Source organism: Streptomyces sp. NPDC053493, assembly GCF_044544825.1.
In the GTDB taxonomy this organism is placed as follows: domain Bacteria; phylum Actinomycetota; class Actinomycetes; order Streptomycetales; family Streptomycetaceae; genus Streptomyces.
In genome coordinates this window covers 23837-49218 of the sequence record NZ_JBITXS010000019.1, presented here as the reverse complement: position 1 = coordinate 49218, position 25382 = coordinate 23837, and the positions used below count along the sequence as shown (strand labels likewise).

Genomic DNA, 25382 nt, shown 5'->3' with positions numbered 1-25382 from the left:
CATCACGGTCGCTTATCCACCGCGTCGGTAGGGTGCGGCCATGACCACCGACCACGGCACCCACCACGGCACCGGTTCCGGCAGCGACGACTGGGAGCGGCGGCTGGCCGCCCTCTGGGCCGACCTCGACGCGTACGAGCAGGACCCGGCCGGCTTCCGCGAGCGCGTCGCCGCACTCGCCGCCGAGCGCCCCGCCGACGACCCCGTCGCCCTCTTCGAACAGGGCGCCGCCCACGACTCCACCGGACAGCCCGAACAGGCCGTCCGCCTCTACCGGCGGGCCCTCGACGGCGGCCTCACCGGACTGCGCCGCCGCCGCGCCGTCGTCCAGCTCGCCAGCAGCCTGCGCAACCTCGGCCGCCCCGACCTCAGCGTCGAACTCCTCACCGAGGAGCGGGCCGTGCCCGCCGAGCGGCTCGACGCCGACGAGACCGCCCTCGCGCCCGCCGTCGACGCCTTCCTCGCCCTCGCCCTCGCCGACACCGGCCGCGACCGCGAGGCCGCGTCCCTCGCGCTCGGCGCCCTCGCCCCGCTGCTGCCCCGCTACAACCGCTCGCTCGCCCACTACGCCCGGGACCTGCTGAAGACCCGCCAGGGCTCCTGAGCCGGTGGATCCCCACCTGCTGCGCACCTACGTCGCCGTCGCCCGGCTCGCCTCCTTCTCGGCGGCGGCCCGCGCCCTCGGCTACACCCAGTCCGCCGTCTCCCAGCACGTCGCCGCACTCGAGACCGACCTCGGCCTGCCGCTGCTCACCCGCCGGCCCGTCGCCCCGACACCGGCCGGCGAGCGGCTCCTCGAACACGCCGGCTCGCTCCTGCTCCGGCTCGACGCTGCCCGCGCCGACCTCGCCCGGTTCGCCGCCGCGCCCCGCCGGACCCTCACCCTCGCCGCCGCCCCGCTCGCCCTGCCTCCCACCGTCCTCGACGCCCTCGCCGCGCTGCCCGCCACCGGCGTCACCCTGCGCACCCTGCCCCGCACCGAGATCCCGGCCGCCGTCGCCACCGGCGCCGCCGATCTCGGCCTGGTCGACGGCCCGGCCGCGCCCAGCGACCCGCTCCGGCTGCCCGACGTCGCCCCGCTCACCGCCCGCCGGGTCGGCGAGGAGCCGCTCGTCGTCGTGCTGCCGGCCGGCCACCCGCTCGCCGGCCGCGCCGGGCTCGGCCTCGCCGACCTGGTGGACGCCCGCTGGATCGACGCGCCCGACGCCGGCCTCCCGCTCGAGAGGCTGCGCGCCGCCGTCCCCGCCGGGCCTGCCGGGTCCGCCGGCCAGGGCTTTCCCGTATCGCTGCGCTACGAAGGCACCGACGTCCGCACCCTCACCGCGCTCGCCGCCGCCGGCCACGGCCTGGCCCTGCTGCCGCGCACCGCCGCCGACGGCGTCCCGCTCACCGCGCCCCGCCTCGTCCACCGCGTCGAACTCCTCCACACCGGCCGCGAACCGACCGGCCCGGCCGCCGAGTTGGCCCGACGACTCGCCACTGCCGAAACGACCGCTCGCTAGGGGGTGTCTCGCCGATCAGCCCGGCATGGTCGGCGAGGCACCCCCTAGGCTGACCACGACGGAGCACATCTGGCGAGAAAGGCGGGACGACGTGGGGTGGTTCCGGCGAGGGCCCAGGCGGGACGGCGAGGACGCGCCGCGCGATCCCGAGTTCACGTACTTCTCCGAGCGCGAGGCCGCCCTCTTCCGCGGCCGGGTCCGCGCCGCCTTCGCGGAGCTCGGACTCGAAGTCACCGTCTACGCCGACTTCGTCACCGACAGCGGCGGCCGCCGCTTCGGCCTCGGGAACCTCGCCGCCGTCTGCCACCAGGACCCGCGCGGCACCCGCGTCTGGCCGCAGCTGATCTCCCGGCACGTCCGGCTCGTCGTCCGCGCCCTCGACGGGCCCTCCGCGCTCGACACCCTGCCGCCCGAGCAGATCCGCGCCCAGCTCTACCCGCGGGTCGTCAGCGGCGACGCCATCGACCCGGACGCCTTCGAGTACGCGCGGACCGTCGCACCCGGTCTCTACGAGGTCCTCGCCCTCGACCTGCCGGAAAGCGTCATGACGCTCACCGACGAGGCACTGGAACGCCTCGGCGACCCGGTCCGGCTGCGCGAGCGGGCCCTGGACAACCTGCGCGGGCTGCCCGTCGAGGGACACGAGACCGTCAAGGACTCCGACGGCATGCGCTTCGAGGTGATCCTGGGCGACTCCTTCTACACCGCGAGCCGGGTCCTCGACCTCGACGCCGTCGTCCGCCGCGTCACCGGCCGCCCGCTCACCGCGGACGGCGCCCTCGTCGCCATGCCCTTCCGGCACCAGCTCGCCTTCCATCCCATCCGGGACACCACCATCGTGCCCGCGCTCGGCGCCATGGCCTCCTTCGCCGCCTCCGGCTACGAGGACACGCCCGGTGCCATCAGCCCGTACGTCTTCTGGTGGCGGGCCGGCACGCTCACCCAGCTCAGCGAGCACGGCGAGGAGGACGGCCAGCTGCGCATCGTCGTCGGCGACGACTTCCAGGCGCTCCTGGAACGGCTCATCGTGCGCCACCCCGAGCAGGGCTGAACGGTCGCGGGCCCGGCCCGCGCCCGGCAGGATGCTGTACGTCGACGAGGAGAGCAGCCATGCCCGAGAACCACCGGCCGGAGCCGGCCCGCACCGCGCCCGGCACCGACGCGTCCGGCACCGACGCGTCCGGCGCCGACGCGCCCGCGCCCTTCACCGCCGACGACTACCGGGCCCGGATGGCCCGCGCCGCCGACTCGGCCGCCGAGGCCGGACTCGCCGGCGTCCTCGTCGCGCCCGGGCCCGACCTGGTGTACCTCACCGGCTACCGGCCCACCGCGATCACCGAACGGCTCACCGTCCTCGTCATCACACCCGGCCAGGACCCGGTCCTCGTCGTCCCGACCCTGGAGGCCCCGGACGCGGAGGAGGCGGCGGGCGCCGCCGCGCTCACCCTGCGCGACTGGACCGACGGCACGGACCCGTACGCCGTCACGGCCCCGCTCCTGGACGTCGACGGCCGGTTCGGCGTCAGCGACAACGCCTGGGCCATGCACCTGCTCGGCCTCCAGCAGGCCCTGCCCGGCACCTCGTACGTCTCGCTCACCCAGGCGCTGCCGATGCTCCGCGCCGTCAAGGACCGGCACGAGCTGGCCCGGATCGCCGCGGCGGGCGCCGCCGCCGACCGGGCCTACGGCGAGATCCTCACGGTGCCCTTCGCCGGGCGCAGGGAGACCGAGGTCGCCGCCGACCTGGCCGCGCTGCTGCTGCGCTTCGGCCACTCCCAGGTCGACTTCACCGTCGTCGGCTCCGGCCCCAACGGCGCCAACCCGCACCACGAGGCCGGCGACCGGGTCATCGAGCGCGGCGACATGGTCGTCCTCGACTTCGGCGGCCTCAAGCACGGCTACGGCTCCGACACCACCCGCACCGTCCACGTCGGCGACCCGACGGACGAGGAGCGGCGCGTCCACGACCTCGTACGGGAGGCCCAGCAGGCCGGTTTCGAGGCGGTACGGGCCGGGGCCGCCTGCCAGGACGTGGACCGGGCGGCCCGCAAGGTCATCACGGACGCGGGCTACGGCGAGTACTTCATCCACCGCACCGGCCACGGCATCGGCGTCACCACCCACGAACCGCCGTACATGATCGAGGGCGAGGAGCGGCCGATCGTCCCCGGCATGTGCTTCTCCGTCGAACCGGGCGTCTATCTGCCCGGCCGCTTCGGCGTCCGCATCGAGGACATCGTGACGCTGACGGAGGACGGCACGGGGCGCCGCTTCAACGACACCCCGCGCGAGATGGCCATCGTGGAATGAGCCACCCGGACACCCTCTAGGCGCGCTCAGCCGGTGCGCAGGACCCTGAAGCGGTCCGGGTCCGCCGGATCCCGGTCGACGACCTGGACCGGCGGCCACACCCACTGCGAGACGCCGATGCCGGGCTCCCGGGAGAACCGGACCGTCCCACGCGTGCCTTCGACCGCCACCCGCGGCCAGGCCGCGGCGATCCTGTCCCGGTCCGCGCCCTCGGAGCGCAGCACGTCGGCGAGGACGGCGATCGTGTCGTAACCCTCGAAGGCGACGAACGAGGGCGCCGCGGCCAGCCGCTCCCGCAGGGCCGCGTCGACCCGCGCGCCGAGCGCGGTGAGGCGCTCGGGCAGATAGCGCAGGAACGGGACCGCGGCCCCGTCGCCGCCCAGCAGCGCCTCCCACCCGGCGAACTCCGGCTGCCCGGCCGGAGCGCCGATCAGCGTCCCGGCGAGGCGCGGGTCCGCGCGCACGGCCCTGACGATCCCCGCCGCCGGCTCGGGAAGGCCGACCAGCAGGAGCAGGGCCGTCGCGCCGTGGCCGACGAGCGCGTCGCACAGCGCCGCCGGGTCGAGCTCGCGCGTGTCGAGTTCGACGACGGTGCCGCCGCGCGGCGCGAGACGGTCCCGCAGCAGGCGCGTCCCGGACGCCCAGTAGACGCTCGGCTGGGTCGCCACCGCGATCCGGCGGTGACCGGCGTCCAGGAGGAAGTCCGCGTAGACCCGCCAGCCGTGGGACTGCGCAGGCGCGAGGCGCGCGACCCAGGGCGTCGGCCCGTCGGTGAGCGCGTCGAGAACGGCCGACGAGCACAGGAACGGCAGGCCGAGGGCGTCGGCCCGGGCGGCGGCCGCGCGGGCGACGACACTGTGATACTCGCCGGCCAGCGCGGCCACGCCCAGGCCGGCCAGCTCGTCCACGGCCGCCGCGGCCCGGTCCGGGTCGGCCGCGGTGTCCCGCACCACCAGCTCCAGCGGCCTTCCGGCGATCCCGCCGACCTCGTTGACCTCGTGGACGGCCAGCTCGAGACCGGCCAGCAGATGCCGGCCGGCCTCGGTCCAGCCGGGTCGGGTGAGAGGGACGAGCGCGCCGATCCGCACGGCTGACGAGGACATGTTCATGCGCGCGGAGCCTAGCCGAGCCCTGCGCGACCGCCCTCGGCGGCCCGTCACGTCACGGCACTTCCCTGGCACTTCACGGCACGTCACGCCACGTCAGAGCATCAGCAGCAGCCGCGTGTTCGGCACCAGCTTGCGGTTCACGCTGGTGCTCTGCACGAAGATGGTGAAGTTGTCGTTGTGGTCCGGCTTGACCCGCACCTCCACGTCGGGAAGCCCGAGCAGCGCCCGCGCCTCGGGGCCCGTGTAGACCCGGTCCGTCTTCTTCTCCAGGACCGCGATCTGCTTGCGCGCCTGGACCTTCTCCGACTTGCTCAGCTCGTAGTAGGCGCCGCCGGTGCGGTAGGTGTGTCCCGCGTCGACGACCCACTCCCGTATCGCCGCGGCGCGGTCCACCGGCAGCAGCGCATAGGCCGACGGGTCGGCCGGCGTGAGGCCGGCCGCCTTGATGGTGTCCTGGTTGACCGTCTCCGCGCCCGTGGAGAACACCGCCCGCGAGCCGCGGATGCCCTTGGTGCGGCCCACCATGAACTTCTCGGTGGCCTCCTGGATGACCTGCCCGGCCTCCTCCAGGCCCTTGGTGCTGGTGGCGTCCCAGATGGCGATGTTCTCCTTCGGGAAACCGCACTGCATGGCCTCGCGCCGGCCCATCTGGTCCGGCACGAGCACCGCCAGCGTCCAGTTGTCCTCCTGCGTCGCGATCATCCCGGCCACGGCCCCGACCAACTCCCGCGGATCCTTGGAGAAGGCGTCCGGGCAGCGGTGGCTCGCGTTCTCCTGGCCGTCGGTCAGGACGAACGTCAGGAAGCTGTGGTCGCCGTAGAGCTGGGCCGTCTGCGCCAGCTCCCGCTGCGACTTCAGCGCGGCCGCGAGGAGAGCCGTCATGCCGCCGGCCCGGTACAGCTGCTTCAGAGACGGCATGCGCAGCACGTCCTTGTCGTAGATGACGCACTCCACCGTGTCGGCGAAGACGTACACCGTGACGCGGGTCTCCTGGTCCAGCTCCCTCGACCGGCGGGCGAGGTAGGCGATCTGCTGGTCGGCGACCTCGACGACCTTGCCGCTCAGGTGCGACATGGACGAGCTGGCGTCCAGCACGAGGGCGACGTGATTGATGTAGTTCTGGCTTCCGGACATGGCAGAGCTCCCCCTCATTTCCCGGCTTTCCGCCTTCGGATGCTCCTACCGTCCCATCCGCCACTGACAATCGATCAGGCGTCGGAGAGCACCACGGCCGACTCCGCCGGCAGGCGCAGCAGCCCGTCCCGGCCGGGCGCCTGCGTCCGCTCCCGGTCCCACGTCGCGAGCACACGGTCGCGCCCGTTGGAGCCGAGGGCGATGTCGGCCTGCTCCTTGCCCAGGTTCACCGCGACCCGGATGTCGCCGCGCCGGAAGACCAGCCAGCGGGCCTCCTCGTCGTAGGCCACCTTCAGGCCGGCCAGGTCCGGGTCGGTGAGGTCGGGAAGCGTGCGGCGCAGGGCGATCAGCTCGCGGTGCCAGGCGAGGATCTTCTTGTGCGGGTCGCGTCCGCGTTCCGCGCGGTCGAGGACGGAACGGTCACGGGTGGCCGGATCCTGCGGGTCGGGCACGTCCTCCTCGGCCCAGCCGTGGGCCGCGAACTCCCGTCGCCGGCCGCGCCGTACGGCCTCGGCGAGCTCCGGGTCGGTGTGGTCGGTGAAGTACATCCAGGGCGTCTTCGCGCCCCACTCCTCGCCCATGAACAGCATCGGCACGGCAGGCCCGGTCAGCACCAGGGCGGCGGCGCAGGCCAGCAGGCCGGGGGAGAGGGTGGCCGAAAGCCGGTCCCCGGTGGCCCGGTTGCCGATCTGGTCGTGGGTCTGGGCGTAGCCGAGGAAGCGGTGGGCGGGCGTGCGCTCACGGTCCACGGGACGGCCGTGCCGGCGGCCGCGGAAGCTGGAGTACGTGCCGTCGTGGAAGAAGACACGGGTGAGGGTCTTGGCGAGCGCGGCCATCGGCGCGCGCGCGAAGTCCGCGTAGTAGCCCTGGGCCTCGCCGGTCAGCGCGGTGTGCAGGGCGTGGTGGAAGTCGTCGTTCCACTGGGCGTGGACGCCGAGCCCGCCGGCCGTGCGCGGCGTGGTGGTGCGCGGGTCGCCCTGGTCGGACTCGGCGATCAGGAAGTGCTGCCGGCCCTGCTCCCTGGCGAGCTCGTCGACGGCCGTCGACAGCTCCTCCAGGAAGGTCAGCGCCCGGGTGTCGGCCAGCGCGTGCACGGCGTCGAGCCGCAGCCCGTCGATCCGGTAGTCGCGCAGCCAGGCCAGCGCGCTGCCCAGGAAGTACGCCCGGACCTCGTCCGAACCGGGCGCGTCCAGGTTCACCGCCGCGCCCCACGGCGTGTGATGGGTGTCGGTGAAGTACGGGCCGAAGGACGGCAGATGGTTCCCGGACGGCCCGAGGTGGTTGTGCACGACGTCGAGGACCACACCGAGGCCGAGGCCGTGGGCGGCGTCCACGAACCGCTTGAGCGCCGCCGGCCCGCCGTAGGGCTCGTGCACCGCCCACGGCGCGACCCCGTCGTAGCCCCAGCCGTGCACGCCCGGGAACGGACACAGCGGCATCAGCTCCACATGGGTGACGCCGAGGCCCGCCAGCTCCCCGAGCCGCGCCGCCGCCGCGTCGAGCGTGCCCTCGGGCGTGAAGGTGCCGACGTGCAGCTCGTACAGGACACCGCCCTGCAGCCTGAGCCGCGGCGGCTCGGCGCGCCAGGCGTAGGTGTCGTGGTCGACGACCGCGGCGAGGCCGTCCGGGCCGTCCGGCAGGCGCCGGGCGCGCGGGTCGGGCAGCGGCGGCCCGTCGTCGAGGGCGAAGCCGTACCGGTCGCCGTCCTCGGCGGCGGCGACGCCGGTCCACCAGCCCGGGCGCTCGGCGTCCCGCTCCAGCGGGAGCCGGGCGCCGTTCAGCTCCAGGGTCACCCGGTCTCGGGCGTGCGGCGCCCATACCTCGAACAGCACGCGACGGTCCCCTCGTCGACGACGTACGGTACGGGGACCATCCTGGCAGTCAGTCGCCCTGCTTGCCCGGCGCGTCCCACACGAAGTTGACCGCCCGCGCGAAGTTCACGTAACCGGCCCGCGCGAAGGACTTCGCCATCGGCACGTTGCCGACGTCGGTGGCCGCCCGGATCCGGGAGACGTTCTGGGCGGCGAGCACCCGGGTGCCCTCGGCGAGGATGTCGTCGACGTAGCCCCGGCCGCGGTGGGCGGGCAGCACGCCGATGTACGCGATGACCGGGTGGTAGTGGTTGCGCGCGGGGACGACGAAGCCGACCGGCTCGCCGGTCCCGGGCAGCTCCGCGATCCGCCACCAGTCGCGGGGCGTCGGGTAGTGCGCCAGCTCCTCGTCGTAGTGCAGCTCGGCCGCCTCGCGCGGTGAGAGCCCGGAGGCGAGGTCGGCCCGCCCGTGGGCGTCCAGCGTGCCCTCCATGACCGGCGTCATCAGCGCCAGCAGGTCCTCGCGGTCCCGGACCGGGCGGAAGACCAGCCGCCCGGCCGGCTCGGGCACGGCCGTGCCGGCCCGCCACTCCAGGCGCAGCCGCTCGACGAGGGGCCGGGCGCCGGTCGCCTCCAGGACGCCGAACAGCGTCTCCAGACGGGCGCGGGTCTCCGGCACCTCCCGCCAGTCGGCAGGCATGAACCGGCCGAATTCGGGGCGCGCGCCGCCGTCGAGAACGGCCGCGGCCGCCGTCCGGAAGAGCTCGAGCCCGATCTCCGTGGCCTCCGAGGCCGGGAGCCGCGGATCCAGGTCGAAGAAGTCCAGGGACTGCGGCGCGCCGCCGGCCTGCCCGGTCCACCAGCCGATCCGGCCGACCAGGCGGTCGCCGCGCAGCGCCACCCACAGCCACTCCGGGCGGCGGCGGCCGGTCGCGAGGTCGTCGGCGAGCTCGTGGTCGAGTTCGTAGGTGAGGCGGGTGAAGAGGTCGAGCTCCTCCGGGCCGGTGAGCGGCCGGACGTGGAGCGCGGGCTCGTGCGTCATGTAGCGGGTTCCCCCAGGTGATCGGTCCGCCGGCGCGGGACGGCGACCGGCCGCCAGACCGTAGCAACGATCACGCCGGGAGGCATGCGGGTTTGTGCCCCGTCGTCCGGGGCCCTTCTGGACACCCCGGGGCCTCCCGTCCGACAATCACGGATGTGACGACCCCTTACGAGCTCCCGGCGCCCCCGCCGGAATCCCCTCGGCTGACCGACGCCGAGCGGGAGCGCGCGCTCGCGGTGCTCCGCGAGGGCGCGGCGCAGGGCCGTCTGTCGCACGACACCTTCCTCTTCCGCATGGAGCGGGCCCTGGTGGCCCGCCGCTCCGACGAACTCGCCCTGCTCACCGCCGACCTGACGACCGAGTCGGCCTGGACGCGGCGGGTGGTGGGCGCGGTCGAGAAGATGTCCGCGTTCACGGCCCGGATCGGCCGCGCCTGGCAGGCCGAGCGCCTCCCCAAGCTCCTGCTGCCGCAGCCCGGCCCGTATCCGCTGCGGATCGGCCGCGACCCGGTGAACGGCCTGCGCCTCAGCCACGAGACGGTGTCGCGGCTGCACGCGGAGCTGTCGCTGCAGGGCGGCCTGTGGATCCTGCGCGACCTCGGCTCGACGAACGGCACGACGGTCAACGGCCGCCGGGTGACGGGCGCGGTGGTGGTGCGGGCGGGCGACGCGGTGGCATTCGGCCAGATGGCGTTCCGGCTCTCGCCCCACTGAACGCGCAGGACCCGGCCGAGGCGCGGGGCGCGGCTTGCGGGCGCCCGGTCGGTGGGGATGGGGAGCGCTCGGGAGTGGCTGGAGCGGGTCTCCTCTCGTCACCCGTTCGGCGGTATACCTGCTGCGTCCGGGTCTGCCCGGTGGTGGGCTTGGGGCACGCGCGCCGCTGACCGACGAGGGGGCGAGATGAGCGACGAGCCGAAGCACCCGACGCACCGCGCACCAGCTCCGCACCACGCGCCGTGGCGGGACCTGTGGGCCAAGCTGCCCACGATGGCACCCGCCGGCCCGGCTCGCGCCCGCACGGACCGGCACGGCCGGCCCGACGCCCGCCGGGTCGCGCCCAGCCCGCTGGAGCCGGGCGCGACCCGGGATCCGTACCGCGTCTACCGGGTGCTGCGCGAGGAGTTCCCGCTCACCCACGACCCGCTCCTGCGGGCCTGGGTCCTCAGCCGGTACGCCGACGTGGCGAGCGCCCTCACCGACGCCCGCTTCACCCACGGCCACCGCCCCGGCGACCCGCCCTGCGCACAGACCCACACCGACGTCGACGAGACGGAACTGCGGGCCGTCGCCGAACGCACCGCCTTCGTCCTCGCCCGCCGCATCGCCGAACGCCCGCAGGCCGACCTGGTCGCCGACTTCTGCCACTGGCTGCCCGCCGGCACCGTCGCCGCCGCCGTCGGCGTGCCCTACCGGGACATGATGCGCCTGGTGCGCGGCCGGGCCGCGTCCGCGCTCGCCGGACAGTGCACGGGCCAGATCGCCGTACGCGAGAAGGCGCTCGCCGGCTTCCTCGCCGACGTCCTGACCGACCCGCACCTGACCGAGACGCTGCGCGACGCGCCCTCCGACGCCGTCGCCCGCGCCTGGACGGAGTCCCTGCGCCGCGAGCCGCCGGTCCAGATCATGATGCGCCGCACCCGCGGCGAGATCCGGGTCTCCGGCGGCATCGTCCCGGCCGGCGCGCCCGTCGCCCTCCTCGTCGGCGCGGCCGGGCGCGACCCGGAACGCTTCCGCGACCCGGACGTCTTCGACCCGTGGCGCGACGACCCGGGCCAGCTCACCTACGGCACCGGCACCTGCCCCGCCGTCACGCTCGCCGCCCTGGAGGCCGAATACGCCCTGCGTGCCCTCTTCAGCGCCATGCCCCGGCTGCGGCTCGCTCCCGGCGCCCGCCCCGCCCGCACCGGCCTCGTCACCCGCGCGCCCCGCGCCCTCCTGGTCCGCCCGGCCGGCTGACGCGGGCCCGGCCGGGCTCCGGCGCTGCCCTAGCTCTCGGGATGCGGCCGGACGCCCGGGCCGATGTGGGCCGCCTCGGCCGCCCAGTCGATGTGGTCCGCCTCCGTGCCGGCCGGGACCGCCCGGAAGGTCGTCGCCAGCCAGTCGCGCAGGGCGCGGCGGTCGATGTCGACGAGGACCGGAGTGCCCGTGCCGCCGAGGCGGATACGGAGCCGGCCGCCCAGGCCGCCCCGGCGCAGCGGCCAGAGCTGCACGTCGCCCACGCCGCACGGCGTGCGGGTGCCGGCCTCCAGGAGCTCACGGGACAGCGTCCAGTCGACCGTCTGGTCGAGCTGGCCGAACGAGGTGTGGACGGCCCACGGGTCGGCGGGATCGTAGGAGAACACCACGTCGATCGGGATCTCCAGGTCCGCGTGCACCCGGTGGCCCGTCGTGCGCAACGGGCCGACCAGAGGTATCGCGTGCCCGGTCTCGTGCTGCCGACGTTCCGACATGTCGCTCTCCCTTCTCCGCCTTACTCCGCCACTCCTGCGCGTAACCGCTCAGGCCGAACCCATGCGTCCGGCGGCACACTTCGACCGGTTCGAGGCGGAGCGCCCCTCAGACGGGACGGACCGGCCGGGCCCGGCGGAAGGAGGGCCACCACACCGAGGCGAGCAGCAGAGCGCCGGGCAGCACACCGGCGACCGCGCCGATCAGCGCGGTGGAGGCGCCGGCGGCCGCCAGCGCCAGGCCCGCGACACCGCAGGCGGTGATCGACGCGCCGAGCGGGCGCAGCGCGGGCGCGTGCCAGACGGTGGCGAGGCCAAAGAAGTGCACGCCCACGACGAAGGCGATCCAGCCGACGGTGGCCTGCGGGGCGTGCAGCACGCGGTTGAGCACCACGAGCCCGGCCGCGAGCCCGAGCACCTCGGCCGCCACCACGGCCCAGTAGCGCCGGCCGAAGACCGTCGCCGCCCGCTCACCGCCGCCGGGCCCGCCGCCGACGTCACCGCCGGTGCCATCGGCGGTGGCCGGAGTGGAGGCGATGGCGTGACCGCCGGCCGAGAAGCGCCGCCCGAGAACGACCACGGCCACGAAGGCCGCGACGGCGGCCAGCCGCAGCGGAGCGGCGACGGCCGTCGGCAGACCGCCCGCGTTCGCCTCGACGAAGACGAGCCCGAAACCCGCCCCGACAAGGCGTCTGACCTGATCCTTTTGCATGATCGTCAGCTTGTCATCGCGGCTCGGCGCCGGACAAGTTCACAGCCGCGCCAACAGCGCCACCGGCCGGCTGTCGAAGAGCTCCGCCAGCTTCACCGGCGTCTCCGGGCCGCCGGTGAACTCCCGTACGCCGTCGAGGACGTCGATCCACCGGCCGTCCGGGAGGGCCAGCGACGTGTCCTGCCAGCCGCCCGTCTCCGCGAGGCGCAGCGAGAGGCGGGTGACGGCGGTCAGGACGCGGTCCGCGCGGCTGAAGGCGAGGCAGTGCGGAGCGGCCGGTCCGGTGGCGCTCAGCGGAGCGTAGTGGCCGGCCGGGCCGAAGACGGCCGGCTGTTCGCGGCGCAGCCGGAGCGCCGCGCGCACCACGGCCGTCTTGTCGTCGTCCGGGCCGATCGCGAACGGCGCCCGGTTGTCGGGATCCACCAGCGCGCGGTACTCCCGCTCCGTGCCCTGATAGAGCTCCGGGACGCCCGGCATCGTGAGCTGGACGAGTGCGGCGCCGAGGACCTGGGCGCGGATGTGCGGCTCCAGGGCGAAGGCGGCCTCCGAGGCCCCGCGCAGCGGGATCCGGCCAGGCCCGGCCGCCACGAACTCGGCCACGGCCCGCTCGTACGCCGTGTCCGGCTCGGTCCAGCTGGTGTGCAGACCCGCCTCCCGTACGGACTTCAGGACGGCGGGCCCGAGCCGCTCCGCGTCCGCCGTGCCGAAGCCGAACGCCGTCTGCCACGCCGTCCACGCCAGGTGCGTATCGGGCGCCGGCACCCCGGACACCTCCTCCAGGAGCTCCGCCCAGCGCTGCGGGCACTGGGCGAGCACCGCGATCCCGGCTCGTACGTCCGCGCTGCGCTTGGTGTCGTGGGTGGTGAGCACCGTCCCGGTGCCGGGCCAGTCGCGGGCGAGGCGCGCACAGAAGGCGTGGAACTCGTCGGGCGCGACCGCGGGCCGGCCCGGGTCTCCGCCCACCTCGTTCGCCGACAGCAGCGGCGTGTAGCGGTAGAAGGCGGTGTCCTCGACGGACTTGGCCCGCAGCGCGGACGAGGTCTGCGCGAACCGGGCCCGGAAGGCGCGGTGTTCGGGCCCGTCACCGCGCGCGCCGAGCGCCAGGTCGCGGACCACGTCCACCGCCGTCGCCTCCTCCGGCACCGCGAACGCGGCCTTCGCGCCGCGCGCCGCCTCGGGCGTGAGGACCAGCTCCCCGCCGGTCCGGTACGGCCGGTAGACCGGCATCCGGACGAGCAGCTCGCGCACCGCCGTGTGCAGCGCCCACGGCGCGTGGTCGCGCAGGTCCGGGTCCGCGGCGCAGATCCGCTCGGCGGTCCGGGTCAGCGCGGCGGTCTCGGCGGCGAGTTCGTGCGTCACCACCTTGTACGCGGCGCGCCGCGCGGTCGCCTCCCAGTAGCCGCCCCGGTCACCGGCCCGGCCGACGAACTCGCGGTACACGTCGGCGAGTTCGTCGGCGCCGACCGGGTCGGTGAACAGCCCGTCCACGTACCGCAGCGCGTCGTAGCCGGTGGTGCCGTCCACCGGCCAGGACGCGGGCAGCGGCTCGGTGCCGGTGAGGATCTTCTCCACCACCGTCCAGCACCGCCCGTCCGTCGCCTCGGCGAGCCGCTCCAGATAGCCCTCCGGGTCGGCCAGCCCGTCCGGGTGGTCGATCCGCAGCCCGTCCACCACGCCGTCCGCGACGAGCTCGAGCACCTTCGCGTGCGTGGCGGCGAACACCTCCGGGTCCTCCACCCGGACGCCGATCAGGTCCGAGATGGTGAAGAAGCGGCGGTAGTTGAGCTCGGTACGGGCGAGCCGCCACCATCCGAGCCGGTACCACTGGGCGTCGAGCAGCTCCTCCAGCGGCAGCCCCTCGGTGCCCTCGCGCAGCGGGAACTCCTGCCCGTCCAGGGCCAGGATCCCGCCCGACACCCGCATCCGGTCCCGCACCTCCGACAGCCGCGCCGGCAGCACCGGCAGCAGCATCCGCCCGCCGCCGGCCGCCCAGTCGATGTCGAACCACCGGGCGTACGGCGACTCGGGACCGTCCCGCAGCACCTCCCACAGCGCGTGGTTGTGCCGGGGCGAGGCCGCCATGTGGTTGGGCACGAGGTCGAGGACGATCCCGAGCCCGTGCTCCCGGGCCGTGGCGGACAGGGACCGCAGCCCCGCCTCACCGCCCAGTTCGGCCCGTACGGCCCGGTGGTCGGTCACGTCGTAGCCGTGGGTGGAGCCGGGCACCGCCTCGAGCACCGGCGACAGGTGCAGGTGCGAGACGCCGAGCCCGGCGAGATACGGCACGGCCCGCTCTGCGGCGGCGAACGGAAACTCCGGCCGGAGCTGGAGCCGGTAGGTCGCGGTGGGCAGCGCGCGTGCGGAGGAGGACGTCATGCGAACGTACGTACCCCGCGTGAGGGCTTCTGTGTCATCGCCCCATGCACCCGTTCGTGTGCATCGCGTTACGTTCGCGTGATGCTCCGGATGTATCGCGACACCCTGTCGCTGCTCGGCCCGGTCCTGCCCGCGGTGTCGTTCCTCGGTCGGCTGCCGACCGCGATGTGCCAGCTCGGCAGCCTCCTCCTGGTCGCCGAGACCAGCGGGTCGCTGACCACCGCGGGCCTCGCGGGCGGCGCGCTCGCCGCCGGGCAGACCGTCGCGGGGCCGCTGGTCGGCCGGCTCGCGGACCGGCACGGCCAGCGGCCCGTGGTCCTCGCCGCCTCCCTCGCGAACGCCGTCGCCGTCACCCTGCTCGTCCTCGCCGCGCTCGGCCGCGCGCCCGTCGGCCTGCTGATGCCGCTCGGCGCGCTCGCCGGCGCGACGGTGCCGCAGGTCGGGCCGCTCGCCCGGACCCGCTCGGTGACGCTGGCCCGCGCGTCCGGCGCCGACGACCGGGCCGTGGGCACCGTCCTGTCCTTCGAGGGCACGCTCGACGAGGTCTCCTTCGTCCTCGGCCCCGCGCTCGTCGGCCTGGCCGCCACCGTCGCGCACCCGGCCGCGGCCCTACTGACCGCCGCCGCGCTCCTGGCGACCTGCGGCACCGCCTTCGCGCTGCACCCGACGGCCCGCACGACACACCGCACGACGGCCGGGACCACGGTCGCGGCGCCGGTCGCGACGCCGGTCGCGACGCCGGCCGGGACGCCGGGCCTGGCGCCGGGCGCGACGAAGTCCGGGAGGAGGGCCGGGACCAAGGCCACCCGAACGAGTGCCGCCGAACGGACGCGCCTGCCCGCCGCCACCTACGCGCTGCGGGCCACGATGATGCTCCAGGGCGCCATGTTCGGCGCCTCCCAGGCCGGGATCACCGCCCTCACCGAGCGCCTCGGCGCCGCCGACCAGGCCGGGCTCGTCTACGCGGCGATGGGCGTGACGAGCGCCGCCGCCGGGTTCGCCATGGCCGCCGTGCCCGCCCGGATCGGGCTCACCACCCGCTGGCGGGCCGCGACCGGCGCGCTCGTGGTGCTCGCCGCGCCGCTGGTCCTCGTGGACGGCCTCGCCGGCCTCTACGCGGGCGTGGTCGTCCTCGGCGTCGCCTACGCCCCGCACCTCATCACCGTCTTCGGCCTGACCGAGCGGACCGCGCCGCCCGCCCGGCTCGCCGAGTGCATGGCCTTCCTCACCAGCGGCGTGGTCGGCGGCCAGGCCCTCGCACTCGCCGTGTCGGGCCGGCTCGCCGAGGCGCACGGCGCCCCGGCCGCCTTCGCGGTGGCGGCCGGCGCGGCCGTGGCCTGCGCGCTCCTCTCCTGGACGGTCCGCATCCACCCGACGCCGACGCCGACGCCGGACCCGGCCCCTGCCGCGAGCGCGGGCGCCGGGCCGGAGCAGGGCGTCAGGCCGGCCGGCGCAGCACCGTCAGCGTGAGCGGGGCGAGCGTCACCCGCTCGCCCGCCGTCACCCGCGGGCCCTCCTCCGGCGGCATGCCCTCCGGGTGGGAGGTGTCCACGACCACCCGCCAGCACTCGCCGTGGCTGTCCGGCACCTCGAAGTCCAGCTCCTCCGAGGAGGCGTTGAACATCAGCAGGAAGGAGTCGTCCGAGATCCGCTCGCCCTGCGGGCCCGGCTCGGAGATCGCGTTGCCGTTGAGGAACACGGTGAGCGCGCGGGCGTGCGCCGCCTGCCAGTCCCGGGCCGTCATCTCCTCGCCCTGCGGCGTGAACCAGGCGATGTCGGTCAGCTCGTCGTGGGTGCCCTCCACCGGCCGCCCGTGGAAGAAGCGGCGGCGCCGGAACACCGGGTGGTCGCGGCGCAGCTTCACCATCGCCCGGGTGAACTCGAGCAGCGTGGACTCCGGTTCGCTGCCGGCCTTCGGCCAGCGCACCCACGCGATCTCGCTGTCCTGGCAGTACGCGTTGTTGTTGCCGCCCTGGCTGCGCCCGAACTCGTCGCCGTGGGCGAGCATGGGCACGCCCTGCGACAGCATCAGCGTGGCCAGGAAGTTGCGCATCTGCCGCGCCCGCAGCTCACGGATGCCGGCGTCGTCCGTGTCGCCCTCGGCGCCGCAGTTCCAGGACCGGTTGTAGCTCTCGCCGTCCCGGTTGCCCTCGCCGTTGGCCTCGTTGTGCTTGTCGTTGTACGAGACGAGGTCACGCAGCGTGAAACCGTCGTGGCAGGTCACGAAGTTGACCGAGGCGAGCGGGCGCCGCCCGTCGTCCTGGTAGAGGTCGGAGGAGCCGGTCAGACGGGAGGCGAACTCGGCGAGCGTGCGCGGCTCGCCGCGCCACAGGTCGCGCACGCAGTCCCGGTACATGCCGTTCCACTCGGCCCACTGCGGCGGGAAGTTGCCCACCTGATAGCCGCCCTCGCCCAGGTCCCACGGCTCGGCGATCAGCTTCACCTGGCTGACCACCGGGTCCTGCTGCACCAGGTCGAAGAACGACGACAGCCGGTCCACCTCGTGGAACTGGCGGGCCAGGGTGGCCGCGAGGTCGAAGCGGAAGCCGTCCACGTGCATCTCGGTCACCCAGTACCGCAGGCTGTCCATGATCAGCTGGAGCACGTGCGGGGAGCGCATGAGCAGCGAGTTGCCGGTGCCGGTGGTGTCCATGTAGTACCGGGGGTCGTTGCTCAGCCGGTAGTACGAGGAGTTGTCCAGGCCCCGGAAGGACAGCGTCGGGCCCAGGTGGTTGCCCTCGGCGGTGTGGTTGTAGACCACGTCGAGGATGACCTCGATGCCGGCCTGGTGCAGGGCGCGCACCGCCGACTTGAACTCCAGGACCTGCTGGCCCCGGTCGCCCCAGGAGGCGTAGGCGTTGTGCGGGGCGAAGAAGCCGATGGTGTTGTAGCCCCAGTAGTTGGAGAGCCCCGCGTCCACCAGCCGGTGGTCGTTGACGAACTGGTGGACCGGCATCAACTCGAGCGCCGTGACGCCCAGTTCCTTCAGATGGCCGATGACCGCCGGGTGCGCGAGCCCCGCGTAGGTGCCGCGCAGCTCCTCCGGGAGGTCCGGGTGGAGCATGGTCAGGCCCTTCACATGGGCCTCGTAGATGACCGTGTGGTGGTACTCGGTGCGCGGGCGCCGGTCGTCGCCCCAGTCGAAGTACGGATTGACCACGACCGAGGTCATCGTCTGCGGCCCCGAGTCGAGGTCGTTGCGCGAGTCCGGCCGTCCGAAGTGGTAGCCGTACACCGCCTCGCCCCACTTCACCGAGCCGGAGATGGCCCGCGCGTACGGGTCGAGCAGCAGCTTGGCCGGATTGCAGCGCAGTCCGCGCTCCGGCGCGTACGGGCCGTGCACCCGGAAGCCGTACCGCTGTCCGGGCATCACGCCCGGCAGATAGGCGTGCCGCACGAAGGCGTCGGTCTCGCGCAGCTCGACCGCCGTCTCCGACCCGTCGTCGTCGAGCAGGCACAGCTCGATTCTGTCGGCGGCCTCCGAGAAGACCGCGAAATTGGTTCCTGCACCGTCATAGGTGGCGCCCAGGGGATACGCCTGTCCCGGCCAGACCTGCATAGGTGAACTCTTCCACTTCTGATCCGGGGTCAAGGGGTCTGCTTCGGCCAGATCCTGCCCGAAACCGGGGCAACCTCCTAGGACTTCGACCCGTCCTACCGGGTGACCGCACCTCAAGAGGGGGAACAGGGGAAAACATGTGCATATGGGGGGAAGTGTGTACGAAATAGTGCGCCGCCATCTGGGGAAGGTGGTGGCGGGCGCCGCGATGGCCGTGACCGGCACCGCCGTGGCCGTCGCCGTCACCCTGCCCGGCAGCGCCGGAGCCGACGAGGCGCCCCGCCGCACCGCCGCCGCCGGCCCGGACGCCACGGCCTCCGGCGACCCGGCCGGGCAGGGCGGGCAGGGCGCCGCCGGCCCGGCGCCCGGACCCGCGGCCCTGGCCTCCGCGCCGCCCGAGGGGGAGCGGGGCGTCGGCACCGACCCGCTGACCGACGGCGAGCTGAAGCGGGCCGAGGCCCTGGCGCTGACCCCGCCGGCCGCCGCGGACCGGCGGAACGCCGCCGGCGGCCGCGGACCGCAGCGCCTCGGCACCGAACTCGCCGACCCGCGGCCCGGCGAGGAGACCGGCGGCCCGCGCCGGGCCGTGGTCCGCCTCTACGACTACGGGCGCGACGAGCTCGTCACCACGACCGTCAACCTCGACACCGGCAAGGTCGAGCAGTCCGGCGCCCAGCGCGGTGTGCAGCCCTCCGCCCACCCCGAGGAGCTGCGCGCGGCCCTGCGCCTGATCCTCGACAGCCCGCTCGGCAAGGGCGTCAAGGAGGACTACAAGGACGCCACGGGCAAGGAACTCACCTCCACCGACCAGCTGTGGTTCAACGGCGACGTCTACCGCACCTACCGCGAGCGGAACGTGCCCGCGCCGCTCGCCAGGTGCGGCGAGCACCGCTGCGTCCGGCTCGTCACCAAGGTCCTCAACGGGGCCTGGATCGACACCCGGGACCTGATCGTCGACCTGAGCGCCCGGACCGTCACCCGGGTCGGCTGACCACCGACCCGGCCGTACCGTCACGCACGTCCGTACCGAGGGAGTACGTTCCGCATGTCCTCTTCGCGACTCCGGCCCGCCCGCAGGGCCGGGACCGTCCTCGCCGCCGGCGCCCTGCTCGGCACCGTCGCCACCGCCGCCGGCGCCACGCCGGCCGGCGCCGCCCCGGCCGCCCCGGCCGCGCCCGCACCGCCCGCCGCCGACTGCTCCGCCGCGTACCGCATCGAGCAGAAGCTCGACGGCGGCACCGTCTGGCGCATGTGCTGGCGCTACTCCACCGACTCCGGCCTGATCCTGGACAAGGTGACCTACCAGCCGCCTGGCGAGCCCGCGCCCATCCGCGTCCTGAACAGCGCCAAGCTCGCCCAGATCCACGTGCCCTACGACGACGGCAACGCCGAGTACGACGACCTGACCGGCGCCGGCTTCGGCTGGGGCCTGCAGAACCTCAAGCCCGGCGAGTGCCCCGGCGGCACCCTCACCTCCGTCAAGGTGCCCGACGTGGGCAAGGTCAACGGCCTGTGCACCACCACCCGCGCCCGCGGCCACGCCTACCGGATGGCCGCCGACACCGGCTCCAAGGTCTGGCAGGCCCAGGGCAAGGACCTGCTCGTCTACACCGTCAACAAGGTCGGCTGGTACGAGTACATCAGCGAGTGGCGCTTCTCCTCCGACGGCATGATCGGCGCCAACGTCGGCGCCACCGGCAGCCTTTCGCCCGTCGACTACAACGCCACCGACGGCCGCGGCTGGCCCATCGGCAAGGGCGCCCGCGACTACGCCACCAGCCACGCCCACAACGTCTTCTGGAAGCTGGACTTCGGCCTCGACGGCAGCTCCAAGGGCCGGATCGAGCAGTACGACTCCCAGGTCACGCCGCCGGCCCGGGGCGGCAGCCCGACCGTGAAGACCACCCGCACCACCGTCACCAAGGAACTCGCCGGAGACGCGAAGAACATGCGCTGGTGGCGGGTGGTGAGCGCGACCGGCAAGAACAAGGACGGCCACCCCCGCTCGTACGAGATCGTGCCCGGCCACACCAACACCTACGCCGGCCGGCCCTTCACCCGGCACGACGTCTACTTCACCCAGGCGCGCGCCTGCGAGCAGTTCGCCAGCAACAACATCCTCGACTGCGGGCGGAACGCGCCGGACAGCGTCGACAAGTGGGTCAACGGCGAGACGCTGACCAACCCGGCGGTGTGGGTCAACATCGGGTTCCACCACGTCGCCCGGGACGAGGACCAGCAGCCGATGCCCGTCCACTGGCAGGGATTCCAGCTCGCGCCCCGGGACGTAACCGCTATGAATCCGCTCACTCCGGCCGATCTCGCCGGCCAGAACGGCGCGCCGCCACAGGGTAGTTGAGCGACGCACCGGTCCATCCTGCTGCATCGCCTCCCGCTCCCGGAGTACCCTTCCTTGATCGTTGCTGATCATTGTCAGATGGTGTTCCAGTCGGCCGGACCGGATGTCCGGGAGCAGAAGGCGGTGCGCGGGTGAGCTCGGGAGGTCTGGAGCTGCCCCCAGGCGAGGCGGGTCACGACGGAGGACCGGCCGAACCCGCGGAGGCGCCGCCCGGCGCGGTGTCCGTCGCCCGGCCGGTGGAGATCGGGGCCGAGCTGGACTGGGGCGCGGAGGCGTGGAGCGAGGTGCGCACCCGGGCCCAGCGGGCCGGCCGCGCCTACATCTGGCTCAATCTCGTCGAGCAGCGGCTGCGGGCCGTCGTCGCCGCGGTGCTGCGGCCGGTGTACGAGCCGGTGCACGGCGAGGAGTGGGTGGTGGCCGCGGCCGGGCCGGCCGGCCAGGAGTGGGTGCAGCGGGCCGTGGCCGTGCGCGAGGTCTCGCGCCGCAAGGGCTATCTCCTCGACCCGGCCGACGACAACGTGCTCAGCTTCCTCACCCTGCCGCAGCTGCGGGAGCTGATGGTGCAGCACTGGCCCTGCTTCGAGCCGTACTTCGACGACCGGCGCGAGGTCGAGCTCGCCCTGGACGAGCTCGAGGTGACCCGCAACGTCGTCTCCCGCAACCGGGCCCTGTCGCTGACCGTGCTCGCCCAGTCCGAGCGGGCCTCGGCCCGGCTCCTGGAGATCCTCGGCAGCGGGGCGGGCGTGCCGTCGGCCGACCGGCTGCCGGTCGACGCGGTCGAGGACCTGGTGGGCGACCGGTACGCGGACGTGGTCTCCGTCCATCCCGACCGGGTCAGGCTCCAGCGGCAGCTGCCGGCCGAGGACCTGTTCGGCGGGGCCCGGCGGCTCGACGCCATCGGCATAGGCCTCAACCTGCTGGTGCAGAACTTCTCCGGACGGCGCATGGTCCGGCTCGCCGAGTCCGGCTGCCGCATACGGCTGCTCTTCCTGAACCCGGCGAGCAGCGCGGTCAAACGGCGCGAGCGGGAACTCGGTCTGAAGAAGGGCGAGCTGAGCCGCTCGGTCGAGATGAACATCCTGCACATGCGCCGGGTCCGGGCCAGGCTGCGCGACCCGGGCGCCTTCCAGATCCACGTCTTCGACGAGACGCCGCGCTTCACCGCCTATCTGGTCGACGGGGACGGCGCGGACGGCGTCGGCGTCGTCCAGTCCTACCTGCGCAAGGCGCGCGGCATGGAGGCGCCGGTCCTGGTGCTGCGCGGCGGCGGACGCACCCACGTGGTCCGGGCCGGACACGCACCCGACCGTGACGCGGAACACGGACTATTTCCGACATACCGGGAGGAGTTCGAGTCGGTCTGGCTCGATTCCCGCCCGGTCTCCTGACGCCTCCGGACCGATTGTCAGTGGCCCGTGCGAGGGTGTTCACCACCACGGGGGAGATCACGTAAGGAGGACCCGATGGCTTGGCACGGCGCACCGCTGGTCGGCTTCGATCTGGAGACGACCGGCACCGAACCGCTGGAGGCCCGCATCGTCACGGCCTCGGTCGTCGGCGTGCACGGCGGACAGGTCGTCCGCCGGCGCGACTGGCTGGCCGACCCGGGCATCCGCATCCCGGCGCAGGCGTCCGCCATCCACGGCATCAGCACCGAGCGCGCGGCCGCCGAGGGCCGCCCGGTGCGCGAGGTCGCCGACGAGCTCGCCGAGACCCTGACCGGCTACTGGCGCGAGGGCGTCCCGGTCGTGGCGTACAACGCCTCCTTCGACCTGACCCTGCTCTCCGCGGAGCTGCGGCGGCACGGTCTCGCCTCGCTGGAGGAGCGGCTCGGCGCCGACTCGGTCGGACCGGTCATCGACCCGTACACCATCGACCGGGCCGTCGACCGCTACCGGCGCGGCAAGCGCACCCTGGAAGCGGTCTGCGCGGAGTACGGCGTGGAACTGACCGCCGCCCACCAGGCCGCGGCCGACGCGCTCGCCGCGGTCCGGGTGGCCGTCGCGATAGCCGAGCGGCACCCGTCGGTCGCCGCGCTCGCCCCGGCCGAACTGCACGAGCGGCAGATCGGCTGGTATCGGGAGTGGGCCGAGGACTTCCAGTCCTTCCTGCGCCGCAAGGGCGACGCGGACGCGGTCGTCGACCCGCTCTGGCCGCTGCGCGCGCCCGCGCCGGTGGCGTCCTAGAGGCTCTCGCCTTTCCCGCTCAGCCGTTCTCCTTGAGGAACGACAGCAGCACCTCGTCGACCCGCTCCGGCTGGTCCAGCGGGAACCAGTGCCCGGCGTCCTCGATCCGCTCGTAGCGCCAGCCCTCCGGGGCACGCGCGGCCAGGGCGGTCATCTGGCGCTCGGTGAGATAGGGGTCGCCGGTGGACCAGACGCCCATCACCGGCATGGTGAAAGGCGGCGGCGTCGGAGGCACGCCCAGCTGGACCTCCATCGGCAGGGCGGCGCGGTAGATGTTCAGGGCCGCGGTCAGGGCGCCGGGCTCGCGCAACGGTTCCAGCACCTCGTCGAGGTCCGCGTGGCCGGCGAGCATCTCGCGCAGCCGGGCGAAGTCGTCGCGCGACAGCCACTCCTCGGCGAGCCCCGCGAACTGGAACATCGTCATGTGCCACATGCGCTGGCGCTCCTGCCAGCTGTCCGGCCCGAGGACCGCCGTGATGTCGCCCACCGACATCACCGTCAGGCTCGCCACCCGCTCGGCGGCGAACTGCGCGAGGCCCTGCGCCACGCCGGAGCCCCAGTCGTGTCCCACCACATGGCAGCGGTCGACGCCGAGCCGGGCCAGCAGCTCCAGCATGTCGCCGACGTGCTTCGCCGGGTGGTACGCCTCCGGGCCGCCGTCCGGCCGGCCGGAGCCGCCGAAGCCGCGCAGGGTCGGAGCGACCACCTTGTAGCCCGCCGCGGTCAGGGTTGGGATCTGGTGGCGCCACAGCCGGTGCGAGTCGGGGAAGCCGTGCAGGAGGAGCACCGTCGGGCCCTCGCCGCTCACCTCGACGTCCAGCGTGACGTCCGACAGTTCCATCCGCATCCCAAGTCCCCGTTCGCCACCGGTCGGTTCGACAGTGCTCATGATGTCAGAACGGGTACCAGCGGACCTCGGGATCGCCGTCCCGCAGCGAGGCCACCCGCCGCTCGAACTCGGCCAGCGCCTTCGGGTTGGACGGCGCGTGCTGGGCCACCCAGGCGCAGCTCGCGGTCTCCCGCGCCCCGCGCAGCACCGCACAGCCCTCCCACTCCCGCACGTCCCAGCCGTAGGCCGCGGTGAAGGCGTCGTAGGCGGCCGGGTCGAGGCCGTAGCGGTCCCGTGAGAGGGCCAGCACCACCAGATCGTGCTCGCGCAGGTCGGAGGAGAAGGTCTCCAGGTCCACCAGGACCGGGCCGTCCGGGCCGACATGGACGTTGCGGGGCAGCGCGTCGCCGTGGATCGGGCCGGGCGTGAGGTGGGGCGTGAGCGCGGCGGCGGCCGGGGCGAAGGAGTCGCGCCGCTCGCGCAGGAAGGCGGCGTCGGCCGGGTCGATCGCGTCGCCGGCGAGCCGCAGCCAGCGCTCGACGCCGCCGAGCAGCTCCCGGCGCGGCAGGACGAGGCCGGCCGGCTCGGGCAGGGCGTGGACCGCGCGGAGCAGCGGGGCCAGGTCGCGCGGTTCGGCGGGCCGCACGGCCTCGGGCAGCCGGTGCCAGACGGTGACCGGATGCCCCTCGGCCGTCAGCGGCTTCGGTTCCGCCGCCCGTACGGCGGGCACACCGGCCGACTCCAGCCAGCCGGCCAACGCCAGCTCCCGCTCGGCGCGCGGCAGCAGCTCCGGGTCCCGGCCGACCTTGACGACCAGGTCGCCGAGGCCGAAGACCGCGTTCTCGCCCAGCGCGAGCAGCGTCGCGTCGGCCGCCCGCAGTCCCGCGGCGGCCAGGATCTCCCGTGCCCGCGCCTCGTCCATCGTTCTCTCCCCACACCAGCCGCTCTTGCGCCAAAGTCTCGCATCCGTGCAGGTCGTCTTGACGAACCGACGGCCCGTCAGGACGATGACCGAGTCCCAGGCAAGGTGGCAAACCGGGCATAGGGGGTCAATCATGGGTGGGAAGCCGTGAGTGTGCTGACCGCGCCCCGGCGGTCCACGGGCCGCACCACTCCCGAGCGCACCGCCCGAAGACCCGGCCGCGACCTCGGCGCCTGGTTCCTGGTCCTGCCCGCCCTGCTGCCGATCCTCCTGCTGAGCGTCGGACCGCTCCTCTACGGCATCGCGCTCGCCTTCACCGACGCCCAGTCCGGCCGCACCCAGGCCACCCGCTGGACCGGCACCCTCAACTTCCAGGACCTGCTGCACGACACCCTCTTCTGGGACTCCTTCCGCATCGGCCTGCTGTGGGCGGTCGGCGTCACCGTCCCGCAGTTCCTCCTCTCGCTCGGCCTCGCCCTGCTGCTCCACCAGGACCTGCGGCTGCGCTGGCTCGCCCGGGCGCTCGCGATCGTGCCCTGGGCGATGCCCGAGGTGGTCGTGGGCATCATGTGGCGGCTCGTCTACAACCCCGACGCCGGCGTCCTCAACGAGACCCTCCACGACCTCGGCCTCGGCGACGGCCGGGCCTGGCTCAGCGGCCTCGGCACCGCCCTGCCCGCCGTGATCGTCGTCGGCGTCTGGGCCGGCATGCCGCAGACCACGGTCGCGCTGCTCGCCGGCGTCCAGAACACCCCGCGCGAACTCCACGAGGCCGCCGCCCTCGACGGCGCCGGCGCCTGGCGCCGCTTCCGCACCGTCACCTGGCCCGCCCTCCGGCCCGTCGCCCTCGCCGTCAGCGCCCTGAATTTTATTTGGAACTTCAACTCCTTCGCCCTGGTCTACGTGCTGACCAACGGCGGACCGGGCGGCCGCACCCGGCTGCCCATGCTCTTCGCCTACGAGGAGGCCTTCCGCTACGGCCAGTTCGGCTACGCCGCGGCCATGGGCTGCGTGCTCGTCGCCGTCGTCTCCGTACTCCTCGCCCTGTATCTCGTCGGACGGCTCAAGGAGGAACAGTGAGGGAG

At 74.2% G+C, this 25382-nt stretch carries 22 protein-coding genes; 12 read left to right on the top strand and 10 right to left on the bottom strand.

Annotated features, from left to right (window positions below; all coding sequences use genetic code 11):
- Window positions 1-40: 40 nt before the first annotated feature.
- The 4 genes from ACIGO8_RS32485 (at window position 41) to ACIGO8_RS32470 (ending at window position 3812) form a co-directional block, all read left to right on the top strand.
- Window positions 41-604 (top strand): tetratricopeptide repeat protein, encoded by a 564-nt coding sequence (locus tag ACIGO8_RS32485; protein ID WP_399738151.1) that lies wholly within the window; start codon window positions 41-43, stop codon window positions 602-604.
- Between the two features lie 4 nt (window positions 605-608).
- Window positions 609-1502: a LysR family transcriptional regulator gene (locus ACIGO8_RS32480; protein ID WP_399738149.1), complete on the top strand. Its 894-nt coding sequence runs from the start codon at window positions 609-611 to the stop codon at window positions 1500-1502.
- A gap of 91 nt (window positions 1503-1593) precedes the next feature.
- Window positions 1594-2553 carry a hypothetical protein gene (locus tag ACIGO8_RS32475; protein WP_399738147.1) on the top strand — a complete coding sequence of 320 codons (960 nt, stop codon included), beginning with the start codon at window positions 1594-1596 and terminating at the stop codon, window positions 2551-2553.
- A 179-nt stretch (window positions 2554-2732) separates the two neighbouring features.
- Window positions 2733-3812: a M24 family metallopeptidase gene (locus ACIGO8_RS32470; protein ID WP_399738212.1), complete on the top strand. Its 1080-nt coding sequence runs from the start codon at window positions 2733-2735 to the stop codon at window positions 3810-3812.
- 26 nt (window positions 3813-3838) lie between these two features.
- Here ACIGO8_RS32470 and ACIGO8_RS32465 read toward each other — a convergent pair whose 3' ends face one another.
- The 4 genes from ACIGO8_RS32465 to ACIGO8_RS32450 form a co-directional block, all read right to left on the bottom strand.
- Entirely contained in the window at window positions 3839-4921 is a 1083-nt protein-coding gene (locus tag ACIGO8_RS32465; RefSeq protein WP_399738145.1) for an ABC transporter substrate-binding protein, read from the bottom strand.
- A 93-nt stretch (window positions 4922-5014) separates the two neighbouring features.
- Complete coding sequence (locus ACIGO8_RS32460) at window positions 5015-6055, bottom strand: vWA domain-containing protein (protein ID WP_399738142.1); 1041 nt, start codon at window positions 6053-6055, stop codon at window positions 5015-5017.
- 74 nt (window positions 6056-6129) lie between these two features.
- On the bottom strand, window positions 6130-7887 hold the full coding sequence (treZ, locus tag ACIGO8_RS32455; protein ID WP_399738140.1) for a malto-oligosyltrehalose trehalohydrolase: 1758 nt from the start codon (window positions 7885-7887) through the stop codon (window positions 6130-6132).
- Between the two features lie 49 nt (window positions 7888-7936).
- The gene (locus ACIGO8_RS32450; protein WP_399738138.1) at window positions 7937-8908 is read right to left on the bottom strand and encodes a GNAT family N-acetyltransferase; all 972 of its coding nucleotides are present in this window, start codon (window positions 8906-8908) and stop codon (window positions 7937-7939) included.
- Between the two features lie 155 nt (window positions 8909-9063).
- On the opposite strand from ACIGO8_RS32450, the gene ACIGO8_RS32445 reads away from it, so the two are divergent.
- Entirely contained in the window at window positions 9064-9621 is a 558-nt protein-coding gene (locus ACIGO8_RS32445) for an FHA domain-containing protein (RefSeq protein WP_399738136.1), read from the top strand.
- Window positions 9622-9807: 186 nt separating this feature from the next.
- The gene (locus tag ACIGO8_RS32440; RefSeq protein ID WP_399738134.1) at window positions 9808-10863 is read left to right on the top strand and encodes a cytochrome P450; all 1056 of its coding nucleotides are present in this window, start codon (window positions 9808-9810) and stop codon (window positions 10861-10863) included.
- A gap of 29 nt (window positions 10864-10892) precedes the next feature.
- On the opposite strand, the gene ACIGO8_RS32435 is transcribed toward ACIGO8_RS32440, so the two are convergent.
- The 3 genes from ACIGO8_RS32435 to treY all read right to left on the bottom strand — a co-directional run bounded on the left by ACIGO8_RS32435 (window position 10893) and on the right by treY (window position 14442).
- Window positions 10893-11357, bottom strand: a complete 465-nt coding sequence (locus ACIGO8_RS32435) for an SsgA family sporulation/cell division regulator (protein ID WP_399738132.1) — start codon at window positions 11355-11357, stop codon at window positions 10893-10895.
- Between the two features lie 106 nt (window positions 11358-11463).
- Window positions 11464-12066: a hypothetical protein gene (locus ACIGO8_RS32430; RefSeq protein WP_399738130.1), complete on the bottom strand. Its 603-nt coding sequence runs from the start codon at window positions 12064-12066 to the stop codon at window positions 11464-11466.
- A gap of 39 nt (window positions 12067-12105) precedes the next feature.
- Window positions 12106-14442 carry a malto-oligosyltrehalose synthase gene (gene treY / locus ACIGO8_RS32425; protein ID WP_399738128.1) on the bottom strand — a complete coding sequence of 779 codons (2337 nt, stop codon included), beginning with the start codon at window positions 14440-14442 and terminating at the stop codon, window positions 12106-12108.
- Window positions 14443-14532: 90 nt separating this feature from the next.
- On the opposite strand from treY, the gene ACIGO8_RS32420 reads away from it, so the two are divergent.
- Window positions 14533-15912: an MFS transporter gene (locus ACIGO8_RS32420; RefSeq protein ID WP_399738210.1), complete on the top strand. Its 1380-nt coding sequence runs from the start codon at window positions 14533-14535 to the stop codon at window positions 15910-15912.
- On the opposite strand, the gene glgX is transcribed toward ACIGO8_RS32420, so the two are convergent.
- Window positions 15881-18001: a glycogen debranching protein GlgX gene (gene glgX / locus ACIGO8_RS32415; RefSeq protein WP_399738125.1), complete on the bottom strand. Its 2121-nt coding sequence runs from the start codon at window positions 17999-18001 to the stop codon at window positions 15881-15883. The genes ACIGO8_RS32420 and glgX overlap by 32 nt on opposite strands.
- Before the next feature lie 145 nt (window positions 18002-18146).
- Between glgX and ACIGO8_RS32410 the strand changes: the two genes are divergently transcribed.
- The 4 genes from ACIGO8_RS32410 (at window position 18147) to ACIGO8_RS32395 (ending at window position 22546) form a co-directional block, all read left to right on the top strand.
- The gene (locus ACIGO8_RS32410; RefSeq protein ID WP_399738123.1) at window positions 18147-18992 is read left to right on the top strand and encodes a Tat pathway signal sequence domain protein; all 846 of its coding nucleotides are present in this window, start codon (window positions 18147-18149) and stop codon (window positions 18990-18992) included.
- A 54-nt stretch (window positions 18993-19046) separates the two neighbouring features.
- On the top strand, window positions 19047-20360 hold the full coding sequence (locus tag ACIGO8_RS32405; RefSeq protein ID WP_399738121.1) for a copper amine oxidase: 1314 nt from the start codon (window positions 19047-19049) through the stop codon (window positions 20358-20360).
- A gap of 131 nt (window positions 20361-20491) precedes the next feature.
- Window positions 20492-21748 (top strand): SAV2148 family HEPN domain-containing protein, encoded by a 1257-nt coding sequence (locus ACIGO8_RS32400; RefSeq protein WP_399738119.1) that lies wholly within the window; start codon window positions 20492-20494, stop codon window positions 21746-21748.
- Between the two features lie 75 nt (window positions 21749-21823).
- The gene (locus ACIGO8_RS32395; protein WP_399738117.1) at window positions 21824-22546 is read left to right on the top strand and encodes a 3'-5' exonuclease; all 723 of its coding nucleotides are present in this window, start codon (window positions 21824-21826) and stop codon (window positions 22544-22546) included.
- Between the two features lie 19 nt (window positions 22547-22565).
- Here ACIGO8_RS32395 and ACIGO8_RS32390 read toward each other — a convergent pair whose 3' ends face one another.
- Together ACIGO8_RS32390 and ACIGO8_RS32385 are read right to left on the bottom strand one after the other, a co-directional pair.
- A complete protein-coding gene (locus ACIGO8_RS32390) occupies window positions 22566-23435 on the bottom strand; it encodes an alpha/beta fold hydrolase (protein WP_399738115.1) in 870 nt (289 codons plus the stop codon).
- Window positions 23436-23439: 4 nt separating this feature from the next.
- Window positions 23440-24297: a phosphotransferase enzyme family protein gene (locus tag ACIGO8_RS32385; protein WP_399738113.1), complete on the bottom strand. Its 858-nt coding sequence runs from the start codon at window positions 24295-24297 to the stop codon at window positions 23440-23442.
- Window positions 24298-24450: 153 nt separating this feature from the next.
- Between ACIGO8_RS32385 and ACIGO8_RS32380 the strand changes: the two genes are divergently transcribed.
- Window positions 24451-25377, top strand: a complete 927-nt coding sequence (locus tag ACIGO8_RS32380) for a carbohydrate ABC transporter permease (protein ID WP_399738208.1) — start codon at window positions 24451-24453, stop codon at window positions 25375-25377.
- The last annotated feature ends 5 nt before the right edge of the window (window positions 25378-25382 follow it).

Bases quoted from the DNA above. Each gene is read 5' to 3' on its own strand.
- ACIGO8_RS32485 (WP_399738151.1), top strand. From the start codon at position 41: ATGACCACCGACCACGGCACCCACCACGGCACCGGTTCCGGCAGCGAC.
- ACIGO8_RS32470 (WP_399738212.1), top strand. From the start codon at position 2,733: ATGGCCCGCGCCGCCGACTCGGCCGCCGAGGCCGGACTCGCCGGCGTC.
- ACIGO8_RS32465 (WP_399738145.1), bottom strand. From the start codon at position 4,921: ATGAACATGTCCTCGTCAGCCGTGCGGATCGGCGCGCTCGTCCCTCTC.
- ACIGO8_RS32460 (WP_399738142.1), bottom strand. From the start codon at position 6,055: ATGTCCGGAAGCCAGAACTACATCAATCACGTCGCCCTCGTGCTGGAC.
- ACIGO8_RS32450 (WP_399738138.1), bottom strand. From the start codon at position 8,908: ATGACGCACGAGCCCGCGCTCCACGTCCGGCCGCTCACCGGCCCGGAG.
- ACIGO8_RS32440 (WP_399738134.1), top strand. From the start codon at position 9,808: ATGAGCGACGAGCCGAAGCACCCGACGCACCGCGCACCAGCTCCGCAC.
- ACIGO8_RS32435 (WP_399738132.1), bottom strand. From the start codon at position 11,357: ATGTCGGAACGTCGGCAGCACGAGACCGGGCACGCGATACCTCTGGTC.
- ACIGO8_RS32430 (WP_399738130.1), bottom strand. From the start codon at position 12,066: ATGCAAAAGGATCAGGTCAGACGCCTTGTCGGGGCGGGTTTCGGGCTC.
- treY (WP_399738128.1), bottom strand. From the start codon at position 14,442: ATGACGTCCTCCTCCGCACGCGCGCTGCCCACCGCGACCTACCGGCTC.
- ACIGO8_RS32420 (WP_399738210.1), top strand. From the start codon at position 14,533: ATGTATCGCGACACCCTGTCGCTGCTCGGCCCGGTCCTGCCCGCGGTG.
- glgX (WP_399738125.1), bottom strand. From the start codon at position 18,001: ATGCAGGTCTGGCCGGGACAGGCGTATCCCCTGGGCGCCACCTATGAC.
- ACIGO8_RS32410 (WP_399738123.1), top strand. From the start codon at position 18,147: ATGGGGGGAAGTGTGTACGAAATAGTGCGCCGCCATCTGGGGAAGGTG.
- ACIGO8_RS32405 (WP_399738121.1), top strand. From the start codon at position 19,047: ATGTCCTCTTCGCGACTCCGGCCCGCCCGCAGGGCCGGGACCGTCCTC.
- ACIGO8_RS32395 (WP_399738117.1), top strand. From the start codon at position 21,824: ATGGCTTGGCACGGCGCACCGCTGGTCGGCTTCGATCTGGAGACGACC.
- ACIGO8_RS32390 (WP_399738115.1), bottom strand. From the start codon at position 23,435: ATGAGCACTGTCGAACCGACCGGTGGCGAACGGGGACTTGGGATGCGG.
- ACIGO8_RS32385 (WP_399738113.1), bottom strand. From the start codon at position 24,297: ATGGACGAGGCGCGGGCACGGGAGATCCTGGCCGCCGCGGGACTGCGG.